This is a genomic window from Actinoallomurus sp. NPDC052308, assembly GCF_040679195.1.
Lineage (GTDB): Bacteria > Actinomycetota > Actinomycetes > Streptosporangiales > Streptosporangiaceae > Actinoallomurus > Actinoallomurus liliacearum.
In genome coordinates this window covers 283,517-304,133 of the sequence record NZ_JBFAUM010000005.1, presented here as the reverse complement: position 1 = coordinate 304,133, position 20,617 = coordinate 283,517, and the positions used below count along the sequence as shown (strand labels likewise).

The 20,617-nt window shown below is 73.4% G+C and carries 14 protein-coding genes; 2 read left to right on the top strand and 12 right to left on the bottom strand.

Annotated features, from left to right (window positions below):
* Positions 1-119 precede the first annotated feature (119 nt).
* The 4 genes from AB0L00_RS18465 to AB0L00_RS18450 all read right to left on the bottom strand — a co-directional run bounded on the left by AB0L00_RS18465 (position 120) and on the right by AB0L00_RS18450 (position 7,590).
* Positions 120-1,277 carry a hypothetical protein gene (locus AB0L00_RS18465; protein ID WP_364435232.1) on the bottom strand — a complete coding sequence of 386 codons (1,158 nt, stop codon included), beginning with the start codon at positions 1,275-1,277 and terminating at the stop codon, positions 120-122.
* A gap of 79 nt (positions 1,278-1,356) precedes the next feature.
* A complete protein-coding gene (locus AB0L00_RS18460) occupies positions 1,357-2,001 on the bottom strand; it encodes a bifunctional 4-hydroxy-2-oxoglutarate aldolase/2-dehydro-3-deoxy-phosphogluconate aldolase (RefSeq protein WP_364435229.1) in 645 nt (214 codons plus the stop codon).
* A gap of 39 nt (positions 2,002-2,040) precedes the next feature.
* A complete protein-coding gene (locus tag AB0L00_RS18455) occupies positions 2,041-3,588 on the bottom strand; it encodes a D-aminoacylase (protein ID WP_364435227.1) in 1,548 nt (515 codons plus the stop codon).
* Positions 3,589-3,663: 75 nt separating this feature from the next.
* The gene (locus AB0L00_RS18450; RefSeq protein WP_364435225.1) at positions 3,664-7,590 is read right to left on the bottom strand and encodes a nidogen-like domain-containing protein; all 3,927 of its coding nucleotides are present in this window, start codon (positions 7,588-7,590) and stop codon (positions 3,664-3,666) included.
* Between the two features lie 402 nt (positions 7,591-7,992).
* Here AB0L00_RS18450 and AB0L00_RS18445 point away from each other — a divergent pair, with 402 nt between their 5' ends.
* Positions 7,993-10,464: a hypothetical protein gene (locus AB0L00_RS18445; protein WP_364435223.1), complete on the top strand. Its 2,472-nt coding sequence runs from the start codon at positions 7,993-7,995 to the stop codon at positions 10,462-10,464.
* A gap of 65 nt (positions 10,465-10,529) precedes the next feature.
* On the opposite strand, the gene AB0L00_RS18440 is transcribed toward AB0L00_RS18445, so the two are convergent.
* Both AB0L00_RS18440 and AB0L00_RS18435 read right to left on the bottom strand, forming a co-directional pair.
* Positions 10,530-11,243 (bottom strand): TIGR03943 family protein, encoded by a 714-nt coding sequence (locus AB0L00_RS18440; protein ID WP_364435221.1) that lies wholly within the window; start codon positions 11,241-11,243, stop codon positions 10,530-10,532.
* Positions 11,240-11,998, bottom strand: a complete 759-nt coding sequence (locus AB0L00_RS18435; protein ID WP_364435218.1) for a permease — start codon at positions 11,996-11,998, stop codon at positions 11,240-11,242. The genes AB0L00_RS18440 and AB0L00_RS18435 overlap by 4 nt, the downstream gene beginning before the upstream one ends.
* 118 nt (positions 11,999-12,116) lie before the next feature.
* On the opposite strand from AB0L00_RS18435, the gene AB0L00_RS18430 reads away from it, so the two are divergent.
* Complete coding sequence (locus tag AB0L00_RS18430) at positions 12,117-12,470, top strand: SCO5389 family protein (RefSeq protein WP_364435215.1); 354 nt, start codon at positions 12,117-12,119, stop codon at positions 12,468-12,470.
* A gap of 32 nt (positions 12,471-12,502) precedes the next feature.
* Here the strand turns inward: AB0L00_RS18430 and AB0L00_RS18425 are convergent, their stop codons facing one another.
* The 6 genes from AB0L00_RS18425 to AB0L00_RS18400 are packed head-to-tail and all read right to left on the bottom strand — an operon-like array spanning position 12,503 to position 20,616.
* Positions 12,503-13,543, bottom strand: a complete 1,041-nt coding sequence (locus tag AB0L00_RS18425; protein ID WP_364435213.1) for a hypothetical protein — start codon at positions 13,541-13,543, stop codon at positions 12,503-12,505.
* A complete protein-coding gene (locus AB0L00_RS18420; RefSeq protein WP_364435211.1) occupies positions 13,536-14,162 on the bottom strand; it encodes a GAF domain-containing protein in 627 nt (208 codons plus the stop codon). The genes AB0L00_RS18425 and AB0L00_RS18420 overlap by 8 nt, the downstream gene beginning before the upstream one ends.
* Positions 14,152-15,024, bottom strand: a complete 873-nt coding sequence (locus tag AB0L00_RS18415; protein ID WP_364435208.1) for a S8 family serine peptidase — start codon at positions 15,022-15,024, stop codon at positions 14,152-14,154. Before AB0L00_RS18415 ends, AB0L00_RS18420 begins: the two co-directional genes overlap by 11 nt.
* Positions 15,021-18,287: an adenylate/guanylate cyclase domain-containing protein gene (locus AB0L00_RS18410; protein ID WP_364435205.1), complete on the bottom strand. Its 3,267-nt coding sequence runs from the start codon at positions 18,285-18,287 to the stop codon at positions 15,021-15,023. Before AB0L00_RS18410 ends, AB0L00_RS18415 begins: the two co-directional genes overlap by 4 nt.
* Complete coding sequence (locus tag AB0L00_RS18405) at positions 18,284-19,705, bottom strand: MFS transporter (RefSeq protein WP_364435202.1); 1,422 nt, start codon at positions 19,703-19,705, stop codon at positions 18,284-18,286. Before AB0L00_RS18405 ends, AB0L00_RS18410 begins: the two co-directional genes overlap by 4 nt.
* A complete protein-coding gene (locus AB0L00_RS18400) occupies positions 19,705-20,616 on the bottom strand; it encodes a hypothetical protein (RefSeq protein ID WP_364435200.1) in 912 nt (303 codons plus the stop codon). The genes AB0L00_RS18405 and AB0L00_RS18400 overlap by 1 nt, the downstream gene beginning before the upstream one ends.
* Between the last annotated feature and the right edge of the window lies 1 nt (position 20,617).

Below are 20,617 nucleotides of genomic sequence, written 5' to 3'. Positions count from 1 at the left end.
GAGTGATTACCCGCCGTGGTGAAGTTAGCGAGACGGACCGACAATTCTTCTCCCCCGCCTCCGCGATCACGGGACATGCCGCCCCGCTGAGCGCCCGGCCGGGCGGCGCGCCGCGTGGTTCAGGTCAGGACCGACAGGCGGTCCAGGACGCCGTACGGCTGCAGCCCGTAGGCGTAGAAGTCGACCGCGTCGGCCACCGACGCGACCGAGCCGATCTTGGTGGCCAGGTCGGCCGCCGAGGTGGTGTCCGGCGGGCCCGGGCGCAGCAGCGCGCGCAGTTCCCGGTCCGGTCCGAGGGCGGCGCGGTAGGCCTCCAGGTCGGTGGTGACGCGACCGGTGTCGCGTGCGTACGCGGTGACGGCGTAGCCGTGGGCGACACCCGCGACGGCGGCGGGGTCGATGCCGATCCGCCACGCGTCTGACGCCGAGGGGCCGCCCGCCGGCCGGCCGTCCGCGTACCCCTTCACCGCGCCCGTGAGGTCGAGGAAGATCAGTCGGGACCCCTCCGCGGCGACGGTCTCGGCGACCTCGGCGACGAGCGAGGTGACCGTCGCCCGGCGGGCCATCGCGAACTCCACGATCGCCGCCGGCAAACCGGTCTCCGCCTGCCGCGCCGCGCCGCCCTCGAACGCCTCCTCCACCAGGCGCGTGGCCTCCGCCCGTGCCGCCTCGGCGCCCTCGACGCGCCGGCAGTGCGGGCAGAAGCACAGGCCGAGGGCGTACTCGGCGACCGGGCCGAGTTCGACGAAGGACCGTTCGTGGTGGTAGCCGTGGCCGAAGAACCCGAAGTGCAGCGACTCCGCGACGACGCCGTCGACGCCGTACCGGGCCAGGGAGCGGGCCAGCGCCACGGCGTACGCGCGGACGTCGGGGTTCGACGGGCACAGGTCGGCCGGGGCCGCGCGGTCGCCGAAGCAGTTCTCCTGCGTCACGTCGGGGTGCGCCAGGCCGATCGTGGTGTTGTGCAGGAAGACGCCCCACGCGTACAGGGACGCGCCGCGAGAGCGGGTCAGCGCCCGGAGCGATCGGAGCGGGTCGTCCTCCGCGCCGGCCTGCACCGGCGGCGCCAGCCGCCCGAACAGGTCGCCGGGCGGGAAGTGCACGCCGTCGTGCCGGAAGGTCACCCGGGACGCGCCGTGCGGGGTGACGTCACGGGCCCGGTGGTAGGCCGCCGCGACGGTCAGCCCGGTGCAGCCGTAGCCGAGGACCCGGTCGAGGACCGGTGCGGCGCCCTCTCCGCGCAGGTCCTCGACGAAGGTGTAGACGGTGGAGTCCATCAGCCCTTGTCCACCACGAAGTCGATCGGCCCTACTCCGGCAGTGCGGACGAAGCCGCCCACCCGGTCTCCCCGGACGGTCACCCGCGTGCTCCCGCGACGGCCGCGACGAGGCGGCGGGCACGGTCGGCCAGGGCGTCCAGCGACCCGCCGTCGAGCGCGTCGCCGAGGAGGGGACCGCCGACGCCGACCGCGATGGCGCCGGCCCTGATGTAGTCGCCGGCCACGTCGATGCCGATGCCGCCGGTGGGCAGGAGCGGCACGTCACGGAACGGCCCGCGCACATCGCGCAGGTAGCCGGGGCCGAACGCACCCGCCGGGAAGACCTTCACGGCGGACGCCCCGAGCTCCCAGGCCGCGCCGATCTCGGTGGGCGTGAGGGCGCCCGGGTAGTAGCCCAGACCGTGCGCGGCGGCGCGCTCGGCGACGACCGGGCGGGCGTCGGGCGCGACGACGAACGACGCGCCTGCGTCGGCGGCCGCGTCGACCTGCGCGGTGGTGAGCACGGTGCCCGCGCCGAGCTCGACGTCGTCGGGCAGCCGGCGGCGCGCGGCCCGAAGGGAGTCCAGCGCTCCGGGGGTGTTGAGGGTCACCTCCAGGCAGCGCACGCCGGCGGCGGCGAGCGTGTCGAGCACCGCGTCCGTCCGGTCCCCGCTGCTGCCCCGCACGATGGCGACGACACCGCCGGCGAGCAGCACCGGGCCGGGGCCGACTCTGGTGGTCATGAAGGTTCGGTTTCCTTCCGCAGAGGAGACGGAGATCGGTCAGTTCGGGGTGAGGGCGCGGCCGGGCAGCGCGCCGGTCAGGGCTCCCCCGGCCAGCACGGGTACCCCGCCCACCAGGACGTGGTCGACGCCGTCGGCGGGCGTACGCGGGGACTCGTAGGTCGAGCGGTCGGTGACCGTACGGGGGTCGAGGACGACGAGGTCGGCCGCGAAGCCCCGGCGGACGACGCCCCGGTCCAGCAGGCGGAATCGCCGCGCGGCGTGCGCCGACATGTGGACCGCCGCCTGGTCCCAGGTCCAGTCGCCGAGCTCGCGCACGTGCCGGGCCAGGAGCCGGGCGAAGGCGCCCCAGCCGCGCGGGTGCGGATGCCCGCCCTGGTAGATGGCGTCGGAGCCGGTGGTCTGCGCCGGGTGCCGCAGCAGGGCCCGTACCGACTCCTCGGTGTTGGTCGGCGGCTGCCCGAACACGCAGCCGGCCTCCAGGCGGGTCGCCACGAGCAGGTCGCAGCAGAACTGACCCGGGGAGCGGCCCGCCCGTTCGGCGGCCTCGGGCAGCGTCAGGCCCTCGGTCCAGCGCAGGTCGTCGGCCGGCACGTGCGACAGCGTGATGCGCGGCCACAGGTCGGCCGTCCACTCGCTCTCCAGCCGCCGGCGTACGGCGGGGTCGGCCAGCGCCTCCAGGGTCGCGTCCAGGTCGGCGACGGGAAGCCGGTCGGGCAGGGTGACGAGCGTGAGGGTGCTGGAACCGCGCAGGTACGGGTAGTTGTCGAAGGTCAGGTCGACGCCCTCGGCCCGCGCGTCGTCCACCATCGCGATCAGGTGTTCGCGGGGGCCGTGATAGTGCGAGACGTGCGGCGCGACCCCGCCGGCCCGCGCGATCCGCAGCACCTCGGCCATCCCGTCGCCGGCCTTGGCCTCGTACCCCCGCATGTGCGTCACGTAGGGCAGGCCGGCGGTGGCGACCGGCGCGCAGAGCGCGGCCAGCTCGTCGGCGTCGGCGTACGCGCCGGGGAAGTACTCCAGGCCGGTGGACAGGCCCGCCGCGCCCTCTTCCAAGCCGCGTTCGACCTGGCGGAGCATGGCGGCCAGTTCGTCGGCGTCGGGCGCGCGGCGGGCGGCGCCGAGCGCGTTGCGCCGGATCGTCCCGTGCGGGAGCAGGTAGACGGTGTGGAGGGGAAGACGGCGGTCGTAGCCGGCGAGGAGGCCGGCGACGGTCACCGGGCCGTCGTCGAGTCCGGGATGCCGCCCGTTGACCGGGGCGAAGTACCGCGAGACGTACGCCAGCGTCGCCGGGTCGGCCGGGGCGAAGGAGACGCCGTCCTGGCCGAGCACGAAGGTGGTGACGCCCTGGCGGAGCGCGGCGAGCTGGACCTCGGGGTCGAAGACGGCCGCGTCGCCGTGGACGTGAGTGTCGATGAAGCCGGGCATGACGTACCGGCCGGTCGCGTCGATCTCGGTCGCCGCACTCGCCCCGGGCAGCGGGCCGACCTCAGTGATCCGGTCGCCGGAGATCGCGACGTCGGCCCGGAAGGCGGGCGCGCCGGTCCCGTCGACCACCCATCCACCACGGATCACCACGTCGGCCATGATTCACACCGTACTTCGCGACACCGAACGGTGCCCGGCCCGCCGGCGCGTGCGGACCGGACACCGTCGTCCAGGTCAGGAACGGATCGGATAGACGTGGACGCCGACCTGATCGCTGCCGGTCGACGTGTGCGACAGGCCGTTCGGCGACGTGTCGAGGAAGGATCCCGGGACGCGGGATCCGGGGACCTCGAGGAACGTGCCCGGCTCGCCGGACCCGTTGGCGTAACCGACACCCGCCGAGGTGCCGCCGAGACCGCCCCGGCCGCCGCTGAGGTCGCCGCTCTCCCAGCGCAGCCGCCGGTACCGGAACACGATGTCGAACGCGCCGTCGCCGGCGTCGCCCCGGTCGACGAGGTAGAGATCGAACGAGTTCAACGGGTCGGCGTGGGCGTCGTAGTAGCCGACCCCGTCGTACAGGACGCAGAACGCCCGCCGCCCCTGCACCATGCCCATCCCGTACCGGACCGGCTGGGTTCCCGGAGCCCGCGTGTCGACGTCGGCCCACCACGGCGCGATGATCGGTTCCGTCAGGTCCTTGAAGGGCTCGGGGGTGAAGTCCGAGAACGGCCTGTCGCCGAAGCTGACGTTGCCGTTGTTGTTCACCCAGAGCTCGGAGAACCGCCGCCCCTTGAAGTTCAGCGTGAACGGCAGGCTCACCTTAGGACCCGACTGGTCGTCGTTCGGCACGACGCGGTTCGCGTCGCAGCTCACGTCGGCCTGGTCGCCGTCGGCCTGGAACTCGTACCGGCCGGTGAAACCGCCCGAGTCGAAGATCCGGACCTGGTATCGCCCTGACTCGCGGAGCCCCGTGAAGCCCACCGAACCGCATCCCGGGCCGCGGGTACGGCCGAGCGGCCGGCCGCTGGGCGCGACCAGGGTGATCACGAAGGTGCCGGCACCGGGACAGGTGCCCGGCGTGGTGATCCGCACCGACTGCCCGGCCCTCAGGTCGACCAGGTAGCGATCGGTGACGTACGGCTTGTCCAGCGAGCCCGACACCCGCCGGCCGAGCTGGAGGTCGGCGGTGTCCTCGACGGGGCCGCCGAGCGCGGTGAGGTCGACGGTGGACCGCATCCGCTGGGCGACGACCGCCGCGTTGTCGGCGAACCGCCGGTCACCGGTGAGGGCGACGTCCAGGACGCACTGCTCCAGCGCGGCACCGGGCGCCACGCCCTTGTCCCGGCACTCCTTCTCCGCCGCGGCCCGGTCGGCCGCCGGGAGCCCGGACACCGACGCCCGCTGCGGCGGCTCGATCGGCAGCGCGCCGTCCGGTGGGATCGTGCTGCGGAAGAACGACGCGCTCCCCTGGACCCGCCAGCTCGCGCCGAACGTCCCGTACAGCTGCCGGAGGTCGAGCGGATCCTTGACCGGCGTGCCGTCCCGGGCGGTGAGGTCGTCGTTCGGATCGCTGTTCGCGTTGCCCAACAGGCCCCGGATCTTCCCCCAGCGGCTCTTCGCCGGCGTCAGGAACGCGTTGTCGGCGATCCAGCGGCCGGCCATCAGCTCGGTGCCGTCCGGCCACCGGACCACCGCGCCGCGCACCTTGCCGAACGTCAGCACGGCGCCGCCAGGGAGCTTGGTCGTGGCCCCATCCTTGAGGGGCAGCCGCCTGCCGTCGAGGGTGGCCACCTGTGGGTCGAGCGGCTCCGACGTCGTGTCGTCGCCGAAGGCGATCACCGAGTTGCCCACCCGCGCGGCCACGCCGCGGTTGACCGACATCGACGACGACCTGTGCGGCAGCCGGGTGTACCGCCCCTGGACCAGGAAGTCGTCGGTCGTCGACTCGGCCAGGACATAGTCGCCCGCGCCCTGGAAATCGAGCGAGCCGCCGTCGAAGGTGACGAAGTGCGGGTCGCCGTACGATCCGCCGGTCGCCGGTGGCAGCGGCCCGTCGTCCCGGGTGGTGCCGCCGTCGCTACCGCCACCGCCGCCGGGCACGCCGCCCGGCGGCAGTTCGCACTTGTCGGGGTCTGCGGCGGCGCTTCTGCCGCCCGCGAGCTGAGGCTGGGGGCAGTTCTGACACGCGTCACCGATCCCGTCGCCGTTCCGGTCGGCCTGGTCCGGATTGGGGTCGACGGGGCAGTTGTCGAGTTTGAATGACGCCCCCGCCCACGGTTGGGCATCCGGAATTCCGTCCTTGTCCCTGTCATTTCGGGGGTAGATCGCGGTGATGTTCCACTTTTCCTTCTTGAGCTTTGTCTCGGTGCGGAAAAGGTACGGTTTTCCGGCCACTTCGCCGGGGCGGCCGCCCGGCTGAGGAGTCGCCTCGAGCTGGCTGAGCAGGATCGTGCCACCGATCTGAGCGGCGATCCCACCGGGGTTGCCGTCGCAGAAGTCGATCGAGTCGAGTACCTCGAGGCTCGGCTCGACCTCGAGGTCCACCCGTTTCAGCACGCCCCGGTCGTCCGCCGTGGGGATGAACCGCATCGGTCCGGAGTAGTTCCGCTGGTCAGGGAAGGTCGTCGGCCCGGGGGGCAGGGTGACCTGCCCGGGCCCACCCGCGATGATCCCGGGAACCCGCATCACGTTCGCCCAGGTGATGTCGACCGACCGGCCGACCTGGCCGTAGTCGGAGAACCGCTTGGTCGTGGGCGTCTGCGGTGCCGCGAGGGGCGGGGGCGCGGCACTGATCGCGTTGATCAGGTCGCTCATCACCTCCTTGGTCGCCACCGCGGTCTCCGGCGCGTCGCGGAACTGCGCGAGCGCGCCGGCGTCGGTGACCTCGGTCCGGTTGTGCGTGCGCTGCCCGCCCGCGACGAACTCCTCGATCATGTTCGCCGAGGTCTGGCTGCCGTCCGGCGGAGAACCGCTCGTGGCCATCAGGAAGGGGATCAAGGTCCGGCGCAGGTCCGACCTGGCGAGCCAGACGTCGGACGCCTTGAGCGGCTTGCACCAGGCGGCCGGGGTCTCCGGCAGCGTGGCCCGTACCTCCAGCCCCCGCAGCCGGTCGACCTGGAACACCACGTCCTTCCCGACGACCTTGGTACGCGGCGTCGTGACGGTCAGGTGATCGGGATCGAAACCCTTGATCACCGTCTTGGCCGGTTCGAGCCCGATCACGCCGGGCTCGACGGCCACGGTGATCGGCTTGGCGAAGCGCAGGCCGTTCGGTGACAGATCGAGTACGCCGGTGCCGAACACCTCCTTCATCCCGGCGGCCCGCAGCGGCGTCAGGTTCAGGCGGGTCGGCCTGCGCACCGCGCCGGCCGGTACGGTCACCCGCCAGCCCTTCCCGGCGTACGAACCGCCGCGCGGACCGACTCGTACGGGCTCGGCGAGGCTCTGCACGGGCGTGTCGATGGCCTGGCCGCGCCCGGCGGACATGGTGGCGACGGTCAGACCGCCGAGGCGTCCGGGTGCGCGGACCGAGACGGCGACGCCGCCGTCGGGCAGTCCCGTGAGGGTGTACCGGCCGCTGCCGTCGGTCCTGGCGGTCCGTGACCCGTAGCTCGCCACGGCGCCGGCGACCGGCCGGTGCGTGGCGGCGTCGAGCACCCGGCCGGTCACCTGGCCGTGGGCCTTGCCCGACCGCTGCTCGACGGTCAGTCGCTTGGCCGACCGCCGTTTGCCGGAGTACGCCGTGACCGTCAGGTGGTTACGGCGAGAGGGGCGCAGCAGCACCTCCACCGAGAACGTGCCTCCCCGCCCGGCGATGGCCATGGCCGGCAGGACGCCTCCGCGGACCGTCACCACGCTCCGCGGGGCGGCGTGCCCGCGCAGCAGGACGCCGGCGGACCGAGTCTTGCGTGGCGCGGACACCGTGAGCCCTCCGGATCCGCCGGCGGTCGCCCGCGCCGGGGAGCCCGTGGCGGGCCGGGTGACGGACGCCGCCTCGGCGGCGACCGGCGCCAGGCCGAGCGTCATGGCGATCGTCGCCGTGATCGCCGTCGCCCGGATGGTCGCCCGCCGGGCGTTCGAGGGCCGGACGCGCACCCGGGGCACCGGCCCACGCCGCCCCGAGCGATACCGCCGCCAGAACGCGATTAATTGATTGCTCATTAGTAAATCCCCTTATTCTCGCGTGAGCCACTAATATCCGCTTAAGCGGACATCCAAGGCTGCGATGTCCTGCTTAGTTCATCAACAGCACGAAAGCGCCGACACTAGTCGGCGTCATGGGCTTCGGCCAGAAAAAACGCCGCTTATCTCCAGGTGAATTCTTGCGCAGCTTCCGACATATCTGATACCGACCCATTTACCGGTCTTAATCCACCCGGCCAAGCTCACCGACCGTGAGCTCCTCGACCCGATCGTTCGGGCGCGGATGCGGACGCTGGACGCCGATGCGAACCTTCCGGCCTGCCCGCGCGTCTTTATCAGGCACGACGGCAAGATCACGCACCCGACCGGCGCTCTCTCCTTGTCCGTCTTTCCTGGTTACGAAGCCGAGGAGGTCGCGCTGTGTCCCGTGAGCCCGACGACGCACGGAACGAGGCCGCTGGGACGCCGCAACGGGAGGATCCCGGCCCCGGCACCGAACCACAGGAGGAGCCGGACACCGGCTCAGCAGGCGTCGCGGATGCCGACGCCAGGTCCGACGCGCCCGCCTCCGGCCAGGAGGACTCCGCGCCGTCGGAACCCGTACGCGCGTCCGAGCCGGAGTCCGAAGCGACGGCCGAGCTCGGCCGGCCGGCCGCGGCGTTCAGCGGCGAGGCGGCGGAGAAGGACGAGACCGACGCCGACGCCGTGGCCGAGCAGCGGGACGACCAAGAGGTGCCGGAGCCGTCGGCCGAATCCGCCGAAACCGGTGACGCCGAGGCCGGCGAACAGCCCGCGGCCGACGAGGACGAACCGCTCGAAGTCGAGGCCGACGACGATACGGCGGTCTCCGCTGACGCACGGTCCGAGCAGGCGGACGAGCCTGAGGGACCCGAGCCCGGCGACGAGCCCGAGGTCGAGCACGAGCCCGAAGACGAACACGAGGTCGAGCCCGAAGACGAGCCCGACCCCGAAGACAAGCCCGAATCCGGAGACGAGCCCGAACCCGACCCTGGGCACGGGCCTTCCGTCGACGAGAGAGACGGGGCGGCCCGGGAGGAGGGGAGTACGCCGACCGCGGCGTTCCAGCTTCCGCGCACGGTGCGGGTGCCCGCCGTGTCCAGCGATCTCACGGTCATGGACATGCCTCGCCCGACGGTTCCGAGGGAACGGCCGCGCCCCGAACGTTCCGTCTTCGAACCGGCCCCCCGGCCGAGTTCGGGAGGCACCCGCGAGGAGACGGAGCCGGCCGTGCCACCGCGTGACAGGGGCGCGAACACCGCGCTCACCCGTCCCGCTCCGGACCGCGAAGGATCCGCGCCGGGCACCGAGACGCCCGGGTGGTTCGCGCCCGCGCAGGGCCCCTCCTCCTACGCCTCCCCCACGGCTCCACGGACGGTCGAGGAGCCGCTTCCCGTACGCCGCCCGCCCACCCGTGGGAGTCTCGCGGACACGACCCAGCGGGACGGCCTGCCCATGCCCACCCGGCTCCCGGCCCCTGCGGCGGGTCCGCCCGCCCCCGCCCCTGCTCCGGCCCCCGCGGCGGGCCCGCACGCGCCCGCTCCGCTCCCGGCTCCCACGGCGGCGTACGCACCGCTCCCGCCGCTGGCGCTGCCGTCCCCGTCGGCGGCTCCGCCGCAGGCCGTACGGCCGCCTGTGGCCGAGGCTCCGGCCCAGGCCCCCGAGGCGGAGCCGCGACGCAAGCGGCGGCGCACCGGCTGGATCGTCACCGTGGCCGTGCTGATGCTGCTGGCGCTGGTCGTGACCGGACAGCTGGTACGGCCGACGCCCCGGCCCGCGCTACGTCTCACCCTGGCGGCCACCCGGCACACCTTCGGCGGTGCCGCCCCCGACCTGCCCTGGCCGCAGCAGGGGCAGGCGACCTTGTCCGTCGACGGGCTGGGAACGATGGGGTCGTACGGCGGGCAGACACCGATCCCCACCGCCAGCGTGGCCAAGGTGATGACCGCGTACGTCTTCCTGAACGACCATCCGCTGGCATCGGGCACGGACGGTCCCACGTACCGGATCTCCAGCGAGGAGGCCGCCCAACTGCCGGCGCGCAAGGAGCGGGGCGAGTCGCTCGTCGAGGTCGTCGCGGGACAGGCGTTCACCGAGCGCAAGGCGCTGGAGGCGCTGCTGCTCGTGTCGGCGAACAACATCGCGCACGAACTGGCCCGCTGGGACGTGGGCGACGAGCAGGCGTTCGTCGCGAAGATGAACGCGACCGCGCGGTCGCTGGGGATGACCGGCACCACCTACACCGATCCGAGCGGGTACGACTCGACCACCGTCAGCACGGCCGCCGACCAGGTCAAACTGCTGACCGCCGCGATGCGGATCCCGGCGTTCGCCGAGGTGGTGAACCACCACACCTACGTGCCCAACGACGGGCGTCCGTCGCGTACCGCCGGCAACGCCCTGCTCGGGCGCTACGGGGTGGTCGGCGGCAAGACCGGCTACACCGACGCGGCGGGCGGCAACTTCGTCTTCGCCGTCCGCAAGCGGAAGGGGAACGTGACGACGACGATCGTCGGCGCGGTCATGGGGCAGCGGTCGCCCAGCGCGATGGGCGCGATCGAGGCCGCGCAGCCGCTGATCATCGCCGCGGAGAAGGCGCTGACCTCGGTCACGCTGGCCCGTACGGGTGCGGAGGTCGCGCTGGTCGACGACGGCCTGGGCGGACACACCCCGCTGCGGGCCACCGCCCCCGTGACGGTGGTCGGCTGGGGCGGTCTCACCGTTCCGGTCCGCGTCACCGGCGCCCCGCCGCGCCAGGCCTCCGCCGGCGCGTGCGTCGGCGCGGTGCAGGCGGGCGCCGCGGCCACTCCCCTCGTCGCCGACCGGGGGCTGAACCCGCCGTCCCTCCTCAAGCGGCTCCTGCGCCTCGCCTAGAACAGGCCGCCGGGTGAGCGGCCGAACGCGGGCCGCGCGTATGGCGGATCCTCCATGGTCCGTGCCTACTCGTAGGGGTCGGCGGGTTCGGTGACGCGCCCCTGATCGGTCGCGGTCAGCCGGGGCAGGGCGACGCCGTCGAGGTGCGCCCAGGTCGGTGACCACGTACCGGTGACCCGCGTCCAAGTGCCAGGACGCGGCGCGGGCGCGTTGCCGATGACGACGCGCATCGGGACGGCGTCGGCCGCGCAGCAGGTCATGCGGAGGCGGACCAGTTGCCACCGGCCGGGGCCGGCCGGGCGGGCGAAGCCGGTCAGGGTGACCTGGCGTCCGGTCAAAGTGTCGTGCCCGGCCTTGGCCTGGAACGCGCGGGCGGTGAACTCGGTCAGGGAGATCCGGGCCGGACCGCCGGCCGGCAGCGTGGTGAGACGGTGCCCGGCCGGCGGCGGGGCCCGGTCGGTCGCGCGTACCGCGGTGAAGGAGCCCAGGGCCGCGGGCGCGACCACGGCGATCACGAGCGGCGGGAGGAGGAGCAGCCAGGCGGCCCGTGGCCCGTGACCGTGATCATCGGTTCCGCGGTCGGCGGCTCCGCGGTCGGCGTGGCGCCACGTGGCGGCGATGCCGCGCGCCCCGAGCCCGCACAGCACGGCGCCGGTGGTGATCAGCGGGATCCGGAAGCCGGGACGGACGTAGTGCAGGTACTCGTGCCCGGCCAGCGTGATCCACAGGAGCGCCCCACCGGCCGCGAGGAGAGCGACGTTCTGGGCGGCCGTTCTCACAGCAGCACCCGGCCGACGACGACGCTCGCGGCAACGGCCAGGGCGAAGGTCATGGGGATGAAGCGTGCCGCGAAACGGTGCCCGAAAGTGCCGGCCTGCAACGCGATGAGCTTGAGGTCCACCATCGGGCCGACCACGAGAAAGGCCAACTTCGCCGTCGCCGAGAACTGGGTCAGGCTCGTGGCGACGAACGCGTCGGCCTCCGAGCAGATCGACATCACCACGGCCAGCATCGCGAGGACGGCGACCGACAGCCACGGGGCGGCCGCGACGGCCGCGGTCCAGGACGGTGGCACCGTGACGTTCAGGGCGGCGGCGATCGCGGCGCCGATCACGAGCAGGCCGCCGGTGTGCAGCAGGTCGTGCCGCATCGCCGCGGCGAACGCGGCCCGGCGGGTGTCCTGCGCGAGGCGCGGGCGGCGCGGGATCCGCAGCCATTCCGTACGGCCGAACCGCAGCCACAGCCACCCGGCCGCCACCGCGACCAGCAGCGATGCCACGAACCGGGCCACGACCATCTCCGGATGACCGCGGAAGGCCACGGCCGTGGCCACCAGGACCACCGGGTTGATCGCCGGCGAGGACAGCAGGAAGGCCAGCGCGGCGGCGGGCGTCATGCCACGGGCCATCAGCCCGCCCGCGACCGGAACCGACGCGCATTCGCATCCGGGCAGCAGGGCACCGGCGGCGCCGGCGACCGGTACCGCGAGGGCACCGCGACGCGGCAACGCGCGCCGCCAGAACGTCTCGGGCACCAACGTCGAGATCAACGGTGGCCCGCACGTCAGCTGTCTTCGGCTGCGCAGTCGGGGCACCGACCGAAGATCTCCACGGTGTGGTCCACGTCGGTGAAGCCCGCTTCGGCGGCGACGCGTGCGGCCCAGCGCTCGATCGCGCGTCCTTCGACCTCGACGCTGCGCCCGCACCTCGCTGCCCTACGGCTGGGAGGTCGTCAGCGGTCTCGTCGACCGGCTGCGGGACGGCGACGGCGAGTTCGCCGACAACCAGACCCCGCCGCCGGACGAGGCCGCGCGTGGCCAGCTCCTGCGGATGATGGCCAGCGACGCCATGCGCGCCGCCCTCGAGGACCACTTCGGCGTACGGCTGGCCTTCCAGAACTGCCACCGCGTCGCCGTCTTCCGCCCCGGCGCCGGCCGCGCGTACCGGGAGTTCATCGGCGCCCGCGCCCAGATCCTCAACCAGAGCCCCGAACTGGTCGACTGCTGAGGCACCGGGCCGACCCGCACCCGGTACGCGCGTCATCGGGTGCGAGTCGGGCGGGCGAGGAAGCCGAGGAGGTCGAAGGAGCCGGCCAGTGCTTCGCGGTGCAGGTCGGTGAGCATGCGGGTCACCGCGGTCGTGACCGCGGTGACGCCGGCCCTCTCCTCCGCCCAGCGCCAGTCGCCGTCCGGGTTGGCCTCCAGGAAGACCGGGACGCCGTCGCGGAGGAGGAAGTCGAACGCGCCGTAGCGGAGTGACATCGCGGCGGCGAGACGCGTGGTCGCGGACAGCACCGCCGCGGGCGGTTCGGCGGACCGGACCTCGACCCGGTCCGCCGCGGTCCACGGATCGGCGGGCGACTCCTTGCCGACCTCGAATCCGTGCACCTGCCCGGCCACGTAGTAGACCCGCCACTCGGCCTCGTGCTCGACGTACTCCTGCACGAGGACGGGCGGGCCGGGGCAGGGGCGGCCGGGCAGGGCGGCCCGCTCGACGATCGTGGGGAAGATCCCGCTCAGCCGCCCCGGCGCCGCCTCGACGAAGTGCCGGTGGACGGCCTTCACGACCAGCCGCGGGCACGTGAACGCGTCCCGCGCGCGGGACGGGTCGGTGGTCAGCATCGTCCGCGGCACCGCGACCTCGTGGCGGCGGGCGAGGCGCAACTGGGACAGCGGCCCCGGCCCGTACGGCCCGATGCCGGTCGGGGAGATCGCCGCCAGCTCGCCGGCCGCGGCCTGCCAGGAGTCCTGGAGGAACATCCGGTGCGCCGGGTCGCCGCCGTCATCGATCGCGCGTACCGCGAAGTGCCTGGTCCAGGTCACGGTCGGAACGATCCAGCGGCCCCGCACGCAGGCGGCGCGGCCGTCCGTGTCGACCACCAGGCCGGCGGCGGTCAGTTCGTCAGAGTTCAGCCGGAGCACGCGGACCCCCGCGCCGGCGAGCAGGTCCTGCACCGAGTCCAGGGCGGCGTCGCAGGAGCGGCTGAGGAGCAGGACGCACGGTACGGGCCGTGGCCGGACGTCGAGGACGCGGGCGGGTTCGGAGAGCTGGTCGAAGAAGGCCGCGACGCCGTCAGGCATCGCCGTCGGCCAGCAGTTCGTCGGCCATGACCAGGAGCTTGGTCACCGTGGCGGTCACGTGCTCGGGCGCCGTGGGGAGCCGTTCGGCCACGCGGCGCAGCAGCGGCAGGTCGAACTCCGGGCTCCCCACGGGCGGAGCCGTGTCCCGTACCTGGACGAGCAGTTCCAGGACACTGGCCATCTCGGTCGCCAGGAGGCCGAGCGAGTTCATGTCGCCGAGGTCGCAGCGCGGGCGGCTGTCGCGGTCCAGCACCTCGAGCACGCCGATGCACTCGCCATCCGCGATCAGCGGCGCGGCCATGATGCTGCGCGGCACGTAACCGGTGGACTCGGCGGCTGCCCGGGCGAACATCGGGTTCTCCGACACGTCGTCGACGACGAGCGGCTGGCCGCCCATCACGGCCCAGCCGGCGATTCCCGTGCCGGCCGGGAAGCGGGTCCCCGGCAGGTGCTCGTCGCCCTCCCCCGCGACCGCCTCGAAGACCAGCTCTCCGGTCGCCTGGTCCACCAGCAGCACGGACGTGGCGGCGGCGCCGAAGATGCTGCGGGCCACCTCCACGAAGGACTGGAGCAGCCTCTGCTGCGTCAGGTCGGCGCTCTCCGGCAGGTCAGTCGACATGCGCGCCTCCAGTGGGTTCGGCGACGTTCTCGGCGGCCGAGTAGAGGACGGACTTGAGCTGGAACGGGGTGAGCGAACGGTGCTTGCTGAGAATGAGCGCGCTGATGCCCGCGATGTGCGGGGTCGCGAAGCTGTTGCCGGTGCTGAGGATCTCCCGGCCGCCGCTCCAGGCCACGCGAACCCGCACTCCGCGCGCGTAGAACTCGACCGGCGGCGACGGGTTGTAGTAGTAGGTCATCGGGTCCGGCCCGTCGTGGCTGGCCACCGAGATGACCGCCGCGAACGGCCACGGATAGCTGCGTACCGGCATGTTGTGGGCGGACGCGACGATGACGCAACGCCGGAAGTACGCGCGGTCCGACAGCTCGCGCAGCGCGTCGCAGAACTGCGGCTTCGTCGTCGACAGGCTCATGTTGATGATGTCGTAGCCCTCGTCGATCGCCCAGCCCAGCCCCGCCAGGAGGGCGGCGCCCGTGCCGTGCCTGCCGCCCGCCAGGACACGTACGGAGGTGAGCGACACGGCGGGGGCGATGGACCGGATCACGCTCGCGCACGCCGTGCCGTGACCCGCCTCGTCGCGGGGTTCGGTCGGCACGACGACCGGCCCGTCCTCTCCGGGGACCACGTCCATGGCACGGTCCAGCCCGCCGACGAGGGGATGCGACGCGTCCACGCCGCTGTCGAGCACGCACACCCGGACCCCGGAGCCGTCGGCGTCCCCCCAGGCCCACTCCCGGGTCACGGACCCGATCGGACTGACCTCGAAGCGTTCCTCGGGTACGGCGGACGCCGGCATGCTCCAGGCCGGCACGCCCGGGAAGTGGTCCCGCGGCGGCTTCCGCCACGGCGGAAGGTCGATCATGGGGCCTCCTCCGTCGGCCTCATGACCACGGTGCCGTGCGGGGCATCCCCCGGTTCGCCGGTCCGCAGCCACGCGCGCACCCGGTCGGCCGGCAGCGTGACGCCCTTCGCCTCGAACCTGCGCAGGGCCGCGGTGCCCTCGAGCATCGCCTGGTCCGTCTGGCCGGCCGCTCTGAGCACGATCGCGAGGTCGAGGAGCGTCTCCCCGGCGAGGCAGAGGTCGTCGGCGTCGATGCTGAGGTCCCGGGCGGCCGTCGCCGCCGTCACCGCCTCACCGTGCCGCCCCTGCGCGGACGCGATCCGGCCGCGCAGCGCGGCCGAGCCGATCCGCGCGCGCAGGCTCGTCAGCCCGCCCTCCCGCTCGACCCGGTCCAGCGCGGACGCCGCGGCGGTGAACTGGTTCTGGTGGAAGAGCTCCCGGGCGATCGCGACCTCGGTGGTCTGGGCGTCGACGGTGTTCCGGGTCGCGCGCAGCACGCTCAGGCTCTGGCGGTACCGCGCCTCGGCCGCGTCGTGCGCGCCGGCCAGCGACTCGACGAAGCCGTGCGCGTCCATGACCGCCGCGGCGGCGAGGTCGACGTGCAGGTCGCGGGAGTACGCCAACGCGTCCGCGAGCGTACGCCGCGCGCCGTCGATGTCGCCGGTGAGCGCCTCCAGGTGCGCCCGGGTCACCAGGACCGGGACGAGCAGGGCGCGGTTGGCGGCGAACCGGTCGGTCAGCATGGCGCACAGGTCCAGTCCCGGAACGGCCGGGGTCCGCGTCCACTGCGCCAGTTCGCAGATGGCGCAGAGCAGCCGGTCCTCCTCGTACCGGTCCCCCATGGCGCGCGCCTGTGTCAGACCGAGCCGCAGCGACGCCTCCGCCGACGCGGCCCGTTCGGTCAGCAGGTCCAGGTAGGAGAGGAGCTGCCGCAGCCGGCACCAGCTGAGGTGGTCCTCGGGGTCGTGCTCCAGGGCCGCGGCGATCAGGGCCGCGTCCGCGGTGACCGTCTCCGCCGGCGCCCGGCCGAGGCGGAGCATGACGATGCCGCGCTGGATCGCGCACGTGGCCGAGTTGCGCCGATCGTCCGGCAGCGCGGCCTCGGCGGCGGCCAGCGCGCTCAGGCACCGCGCCTCGTCCCACAGCCACAGTCCGGCGTCGCAGATGTGCAGCGCGAGCGGGGTGTGCCTCGCGTCGCCGGCCGGGAGCAGGTCGCGGCCGCGCTCCAGCAGTTGGACCGCCGCCGGCAGGTCCTTGCGGTTCAGCGCGTTCATGCCCTCCGCGATCAGGGTGTTCGCCGCCGTCTCCGCCAGCGGCGGCAGGCTCGGGCTGCCCGGCCGCAGCTCCCGGCGCAACCGGCAGGCGGCCTCGACGTGGTACGCCAGGGCCATCGCGTCCTGCGAATGCCGTCCGGACAGCCATTCGGCCAGGAGGTCGTGCCAGTGCGCGCGCCGCGTCTTGGGCGTGAAGTCGTACGCGGTGTCGCGCAACAGCGCCTGGGCGAACCGGAACGTGCCGGCCGGGCCGCGCTGGAAGACCCGCCGCCGGACCAGCCGCGCCAGCAGCTCGTCGGTCACGGCGGCGCCGATCCCGTCCGCGTCGGCCATCACCTGGAGCAGGTCCCGGGTGAACTCCCGCCCGATGACCGCGGCGATCTCCAGCAGCCTGCGTTCGGTGGCGGGCAGCCGGTCCAGCCGCGCGCCCAGCATCGCCTGGATCGTGGGCGGCGTCTGGGCGCCGGGGGCGGTCTCGGCCAGGACGTCCACCAGCAGCTCGGCGAACAGCGGATTCCCGTCGCACTGCGCGGCGACGCGGCCGTACACGTCCTGGTACTCCTGCGGGTACACGTCGCTCTGCAGGACCAGGCGGCCGACCAGCTCCGCGCTCTGCTCGTAGGTCAGCTCGCCGAGCTCCAGCGTCATCGCGCACGGCTTCCCGCCGCCCCAGGCCGGGCGGACGTCCAGCAGCTCGGTACGGGCGACGCACAGCAGCAGGACGGGGACGTCGTCCAGCCAGGTCGTGATCTCGTCGATGAGGTCCAGGAGGGTCGCCTCCGCCCAGTGCAGATCCTCCCAGACCAGGATCACGGGACGTTCCCGGCTGAGGACGTCGAGCAGGTGCCGTACCGCCCAGGCGATGTCCTCGACCCCGACCTGGCCGGTGTCCCCGCCCCGGCCGACCTCCTCGTCCCGGCCGTCGGCTCCGTCCCGGACCACGTTCTCGCCGCGATCGGTCTCCTCGTCCTGGCCGGGGTCCGCGTCCTCACCGACGACCGTGGTCAGGGTCCGCGCGGCCAAGCGGTGTGCCCTCCGGGCCGCCGGATCGGCGGCCCCGTCGAGGAGCCGGGTGATCGCCCGCCACCCTCCGGGGTACGAGCCGAGCATCTCCGCCAGCGGCTTGTACGTGATGCCCCGGCCGTACGCCGAGCAGCGCCCGAACAGCACGGTCACCTCGTCGTCCGCCAGCGTGGCGAGGAACTCCTGGACCAGCCGCGACTTGCCGAGCCCGGGTACGCCGAGCACCGTGGCCAGGCAGACCTGCCGTCTCTGCCTGGCACGCCGGAAGACGTGCCGCAGTTCGTCCAGTTCGTCGTCGCGGCCGATGAACGGCGTCGCCGGCGCGGGCCGGTCCTCGCGTGGGACCGCGTCGGTGACCCGCCAGGCCGGAACCGGGCGGGCCTTGCCCTTCAGCCGCAGCGGCGGGACGGGATCGATACCGACCCTGCCGCGGACCATGGCGGCGGTATCGGCGCAGAGCAGGATCTCCCCCGGCTGGGCGGCGGTCTGCAGCCGGCTCGCGGTGTTGACCGAGTCGCCGATGACGCGGAAGTCCTCGCCGGGCATCGTGATCACCACGACGTCCCCGGTGCAGATCCCGGCCCGCGCCTCCAGCCTCACCTGGTAGTGAGCGCTCAGCTCGGCACTGACGTCCTCCAGCGCCGCGAGTGCCCCGGCGGCGGCGCGTGCCGCGCGGACCGCGTCGTCCTCGTGGGCGACGGTGGCGCCGAAGGCGGCGAGGATCGCGTCGCCGATGAACTTCTCCACCGCCCCGCCGTGCTCGGCGATGCACGCTCCGCAGGCCTCGAAGTAGCGGTCCATGATCTGCCGCAACGGCTCGGGGTCCAGCCGTTCCGCGAGCGCGGTGGAACCGACGATGTCCAGGAACAGCATGGACACCTTCTTCCGCGTCTCCTGCTGCGCCGTCCCGGCCGCCAGCGGGGCGCCGCAGCCCGCGCAGAACCGATCCGACTCGCCGGTGTGCCGTCCGCAGGCGGGGCAGCTCACCGAGTGCCACCCGGCGTCCGGGCGGCGCGCGCCGCGTCGGGTCCGGGCACCGCGTCGGGCGCCGGTGTCGCCTCGGGTGCCGATGTCGCCTCGGGCTCGGAGGCCGGTTCCGGCTCGGAGACCGGTTCCGGCTCCGAAGTGGGGAGGGCGATGCTTGCGTAGACACCGGCGAGCATGACGAGTACGCCGGCCAGCGCGAAGATCGTGTCGATGGGGCCGAACCGCAGGCCGGCCGCCGAGCCCGCGAAGTTTCGCAGGCCGGAGCCGGCGAGCCAGCCGGCCGCGAGCGCGCCCAGCATCGACGCCAGCCGCGTGGCGGGATAGAACACGGCCATCACCCGGCCCGTGTACTCCCGGGTCGCCGCGTCGAGCAGCATCGGCGACATCGCGGCGTTCAGCATGGTGAGCGGGACCGCGAAGGCGAAGATCGAGGCGACGCCGCCGACGAAGCCGCCCTGGCGCGAGTAGACGACCAGCATCAGGCCGCTGACCAGCAGGCCGATCCAGGTGGTCCGGCGCGCCCCGATCCACCCCACCACCCGGCCGGAGCACAGCGCGCCGGCGACGCCGCCGAGGCCCATCGCCATGCCGAGATAGCCGTACAGGTGCGCGGACGAGTGCAGGTTCCCCGTCACGAAGAAGACGTTCAGGGTGTTCAAGGAGCCGGTACCGACCTGGCCGATCACGGCGAGCGCCAGCAGCGCCATCAGGAACCGGTTGCCGGCGAAGAAGCGCAACCCGGCCACGAACTCCTGACGCAGCCCCATTCGCCCGGACTCCGCGGTCCTGCGCGGCACGTCGTCCGGCCCCGGCGCGACCGACCGGATGGCGACGTACGACACGGCGTACGACAGCGCGTTCAACAGCAGCGCCCACTGCAGTCCGACGCTGAACAGCAGTGGCGCGGCGAGCGGCGGCCCGATGATCCAGGCCGTCTGCGCGGTCGCCTGGGCGATGCCGGCCGCCCGGGCCCGGTCGGCTTCTCCGGTCACGTGGTCCCCGATGACCGCGAACCGCGCCGGGATGAAGAACTGGCCGGCGGCGTTCAGCGTGAACACGGTCACGTAGATGAGGCCGAGCCACACCCCGACCGGGAGAACGTGGGCGGGCAGGAACGAGATGACGGTCAGCAGGGCCACCAGCGCGCCGCGGATCACCTCCGTACGGAGCATGACGCCGCGCCTGCTCCACCGGTCGACGAACACCCCCGCGAGCGGGCCGACGAGCAGCACCGCGCCGCCGGTCGCGACCATGACGCCGCTGACCGCCTCCGGGCCCCACGGTCGCCCCTTGGCCAGGACGGCCGCCACCCACAACACCAGAGTGGTGCTGAAGACGGCGTCCCCCACCGACGAGACGACCTGCCCGACCCACAGCCGGGTGTAGGCGGGGTTGATCAGCGTCAGCCGACGGGCCATCAGGGGCGCGCCGAGGTGAGCATCAACGACATGAGGGCCGTGACGATCGTCGTGTGGTACGCCTTCCGGAAGGCCTCGGCCGCCGAGACGGGGGCCGTCGGGAGGAGCGCCGCCGATCGGGCGGGGATCGCGCCGTCGGAGGCCTGAGCCCGTACAAGGCACTCGACGGCGGCGACTCCCGACGGCGTGTCCAGCGGGTCGTGGCCCAGGCAGAACCGCGTCATGACGAGTTCGCCGACCAGGTCCCACCGGTCGTGCTCGACGCAGTGGTCCAGCATCCGGCGGGCGAGGTCGTCGGTCCGCTCCAGCGCGTAGGCCGGCCCCGGCTTCTGGCGGCCGAAGTCGCTGAGGAAGAAGCTCGAGTGCGTGAGGGCGTACGCATCCTCGGTGGACAGCGGTGCGCCGTCCGAGGCCGCCGTGCCCACCAAAGTCACCAGGGGACTCAGCGCGACGAGTTCCTCGTACGGTTCGACGTCGTGCTCGGCGCCGGCCTTGTCCGCGTAGAAGCGGGTCTCCAGCCGCTGGTACGGCGACTGACCGCGCGCGGAGAGGTGGCCGTCGGCGACCAGCCGCGCGATCGTGGCCCGGCACAGCCGGTCGTCGATCCCGGTGGGCGCCAGCGCGGCGTAGATCAGTCCGTACCGGGGGGCGTACTCGGGCTGGGAGTCGATGAGCCGCTGGAACTCGCGGCTCTGCCAGAGGGCCCGGATGAGCGCGGCGCCTTCGCTCAGCCGGTCGTCCCGTGCGTCGAACCGGCTCTGGCAGTGACAGAGCAGCGCGAGTTCGAGCACGGCCTTCACCGGTCCGTGCGTCGCCGACCGGGCGCTCGCGGACCACGGGTCGAAGAACTCCAGGTTGTGCCCCAGCCAGTCGAGCGTTCCCTCGGCCAGTCGGTCAAGAGTCGACGGCATG

Coding starts and splice junctions, on each gene's coding strand:
- AB0L00_RS18450 (WP_364435225.1), bottom strand. CDS start 7,590: ATGAGCAATCAATTAATCGCGTTCTGGCGGCGGTATCGCTCGGGGCGG.
- AB0L00_RS18460 (WP_364435229.1), bottom strand. CDS start 2,001: ATGACCACCAGAGTCGGCCCCGGCCCGGTGCTGCTCGCCGGCGGTGTC.
- AB0L00_RS18455 (WP_364435227.1), bottom strand. CDS start 3,588: ATGGCCGACGTGGTGATCCGTGGTGGATGGGTGGTCGACGGGACCGGC.
- AB0L00_RS18415 (WP_364435208.1), bottom strand. CDS start 15,024: ATGATCGACCTTCCGCCGTGGCGGAAGCCGCCGCGGGACCACTTCCCG.
- AB0L00_RS18400 (WP_364435200.1), bottom strand. CDS start 20,616: ATGCCGTCGACTCTTGACCGACTGGCCGAGGGAACGCTCGACTGGCTG.
- AB0L00_RS18405 (WP_364435202.1), bottom strand. CDS start 19,705: ATGGCCCGTCGGCTGACGCTGATCAACCCCGCCTACACCCGGCTGTGG.
- AB0L00_RS18465 (WP_364435232.1), bottom strand. CDS start 1,277: ATGGACTCCACCGTCTACACCTTCGTCGAGGACCTGCGCGGAGAGGGC.
- AB0L00_RS18425 (WP_364435213.1), bottom strand. CDS start 13,543: ATGCCTGACGGCGTCGCGGCCTTCTTCGACCAGCTCTCCGAACCCGCC.
- AB0L00_RS18420 (WP_364435211.1), bottom strand. CDS start 14,162: ATGTCGACTGACCTGCCGGAGAGCGCCGACCTGACGCAGCAGAGGCTG.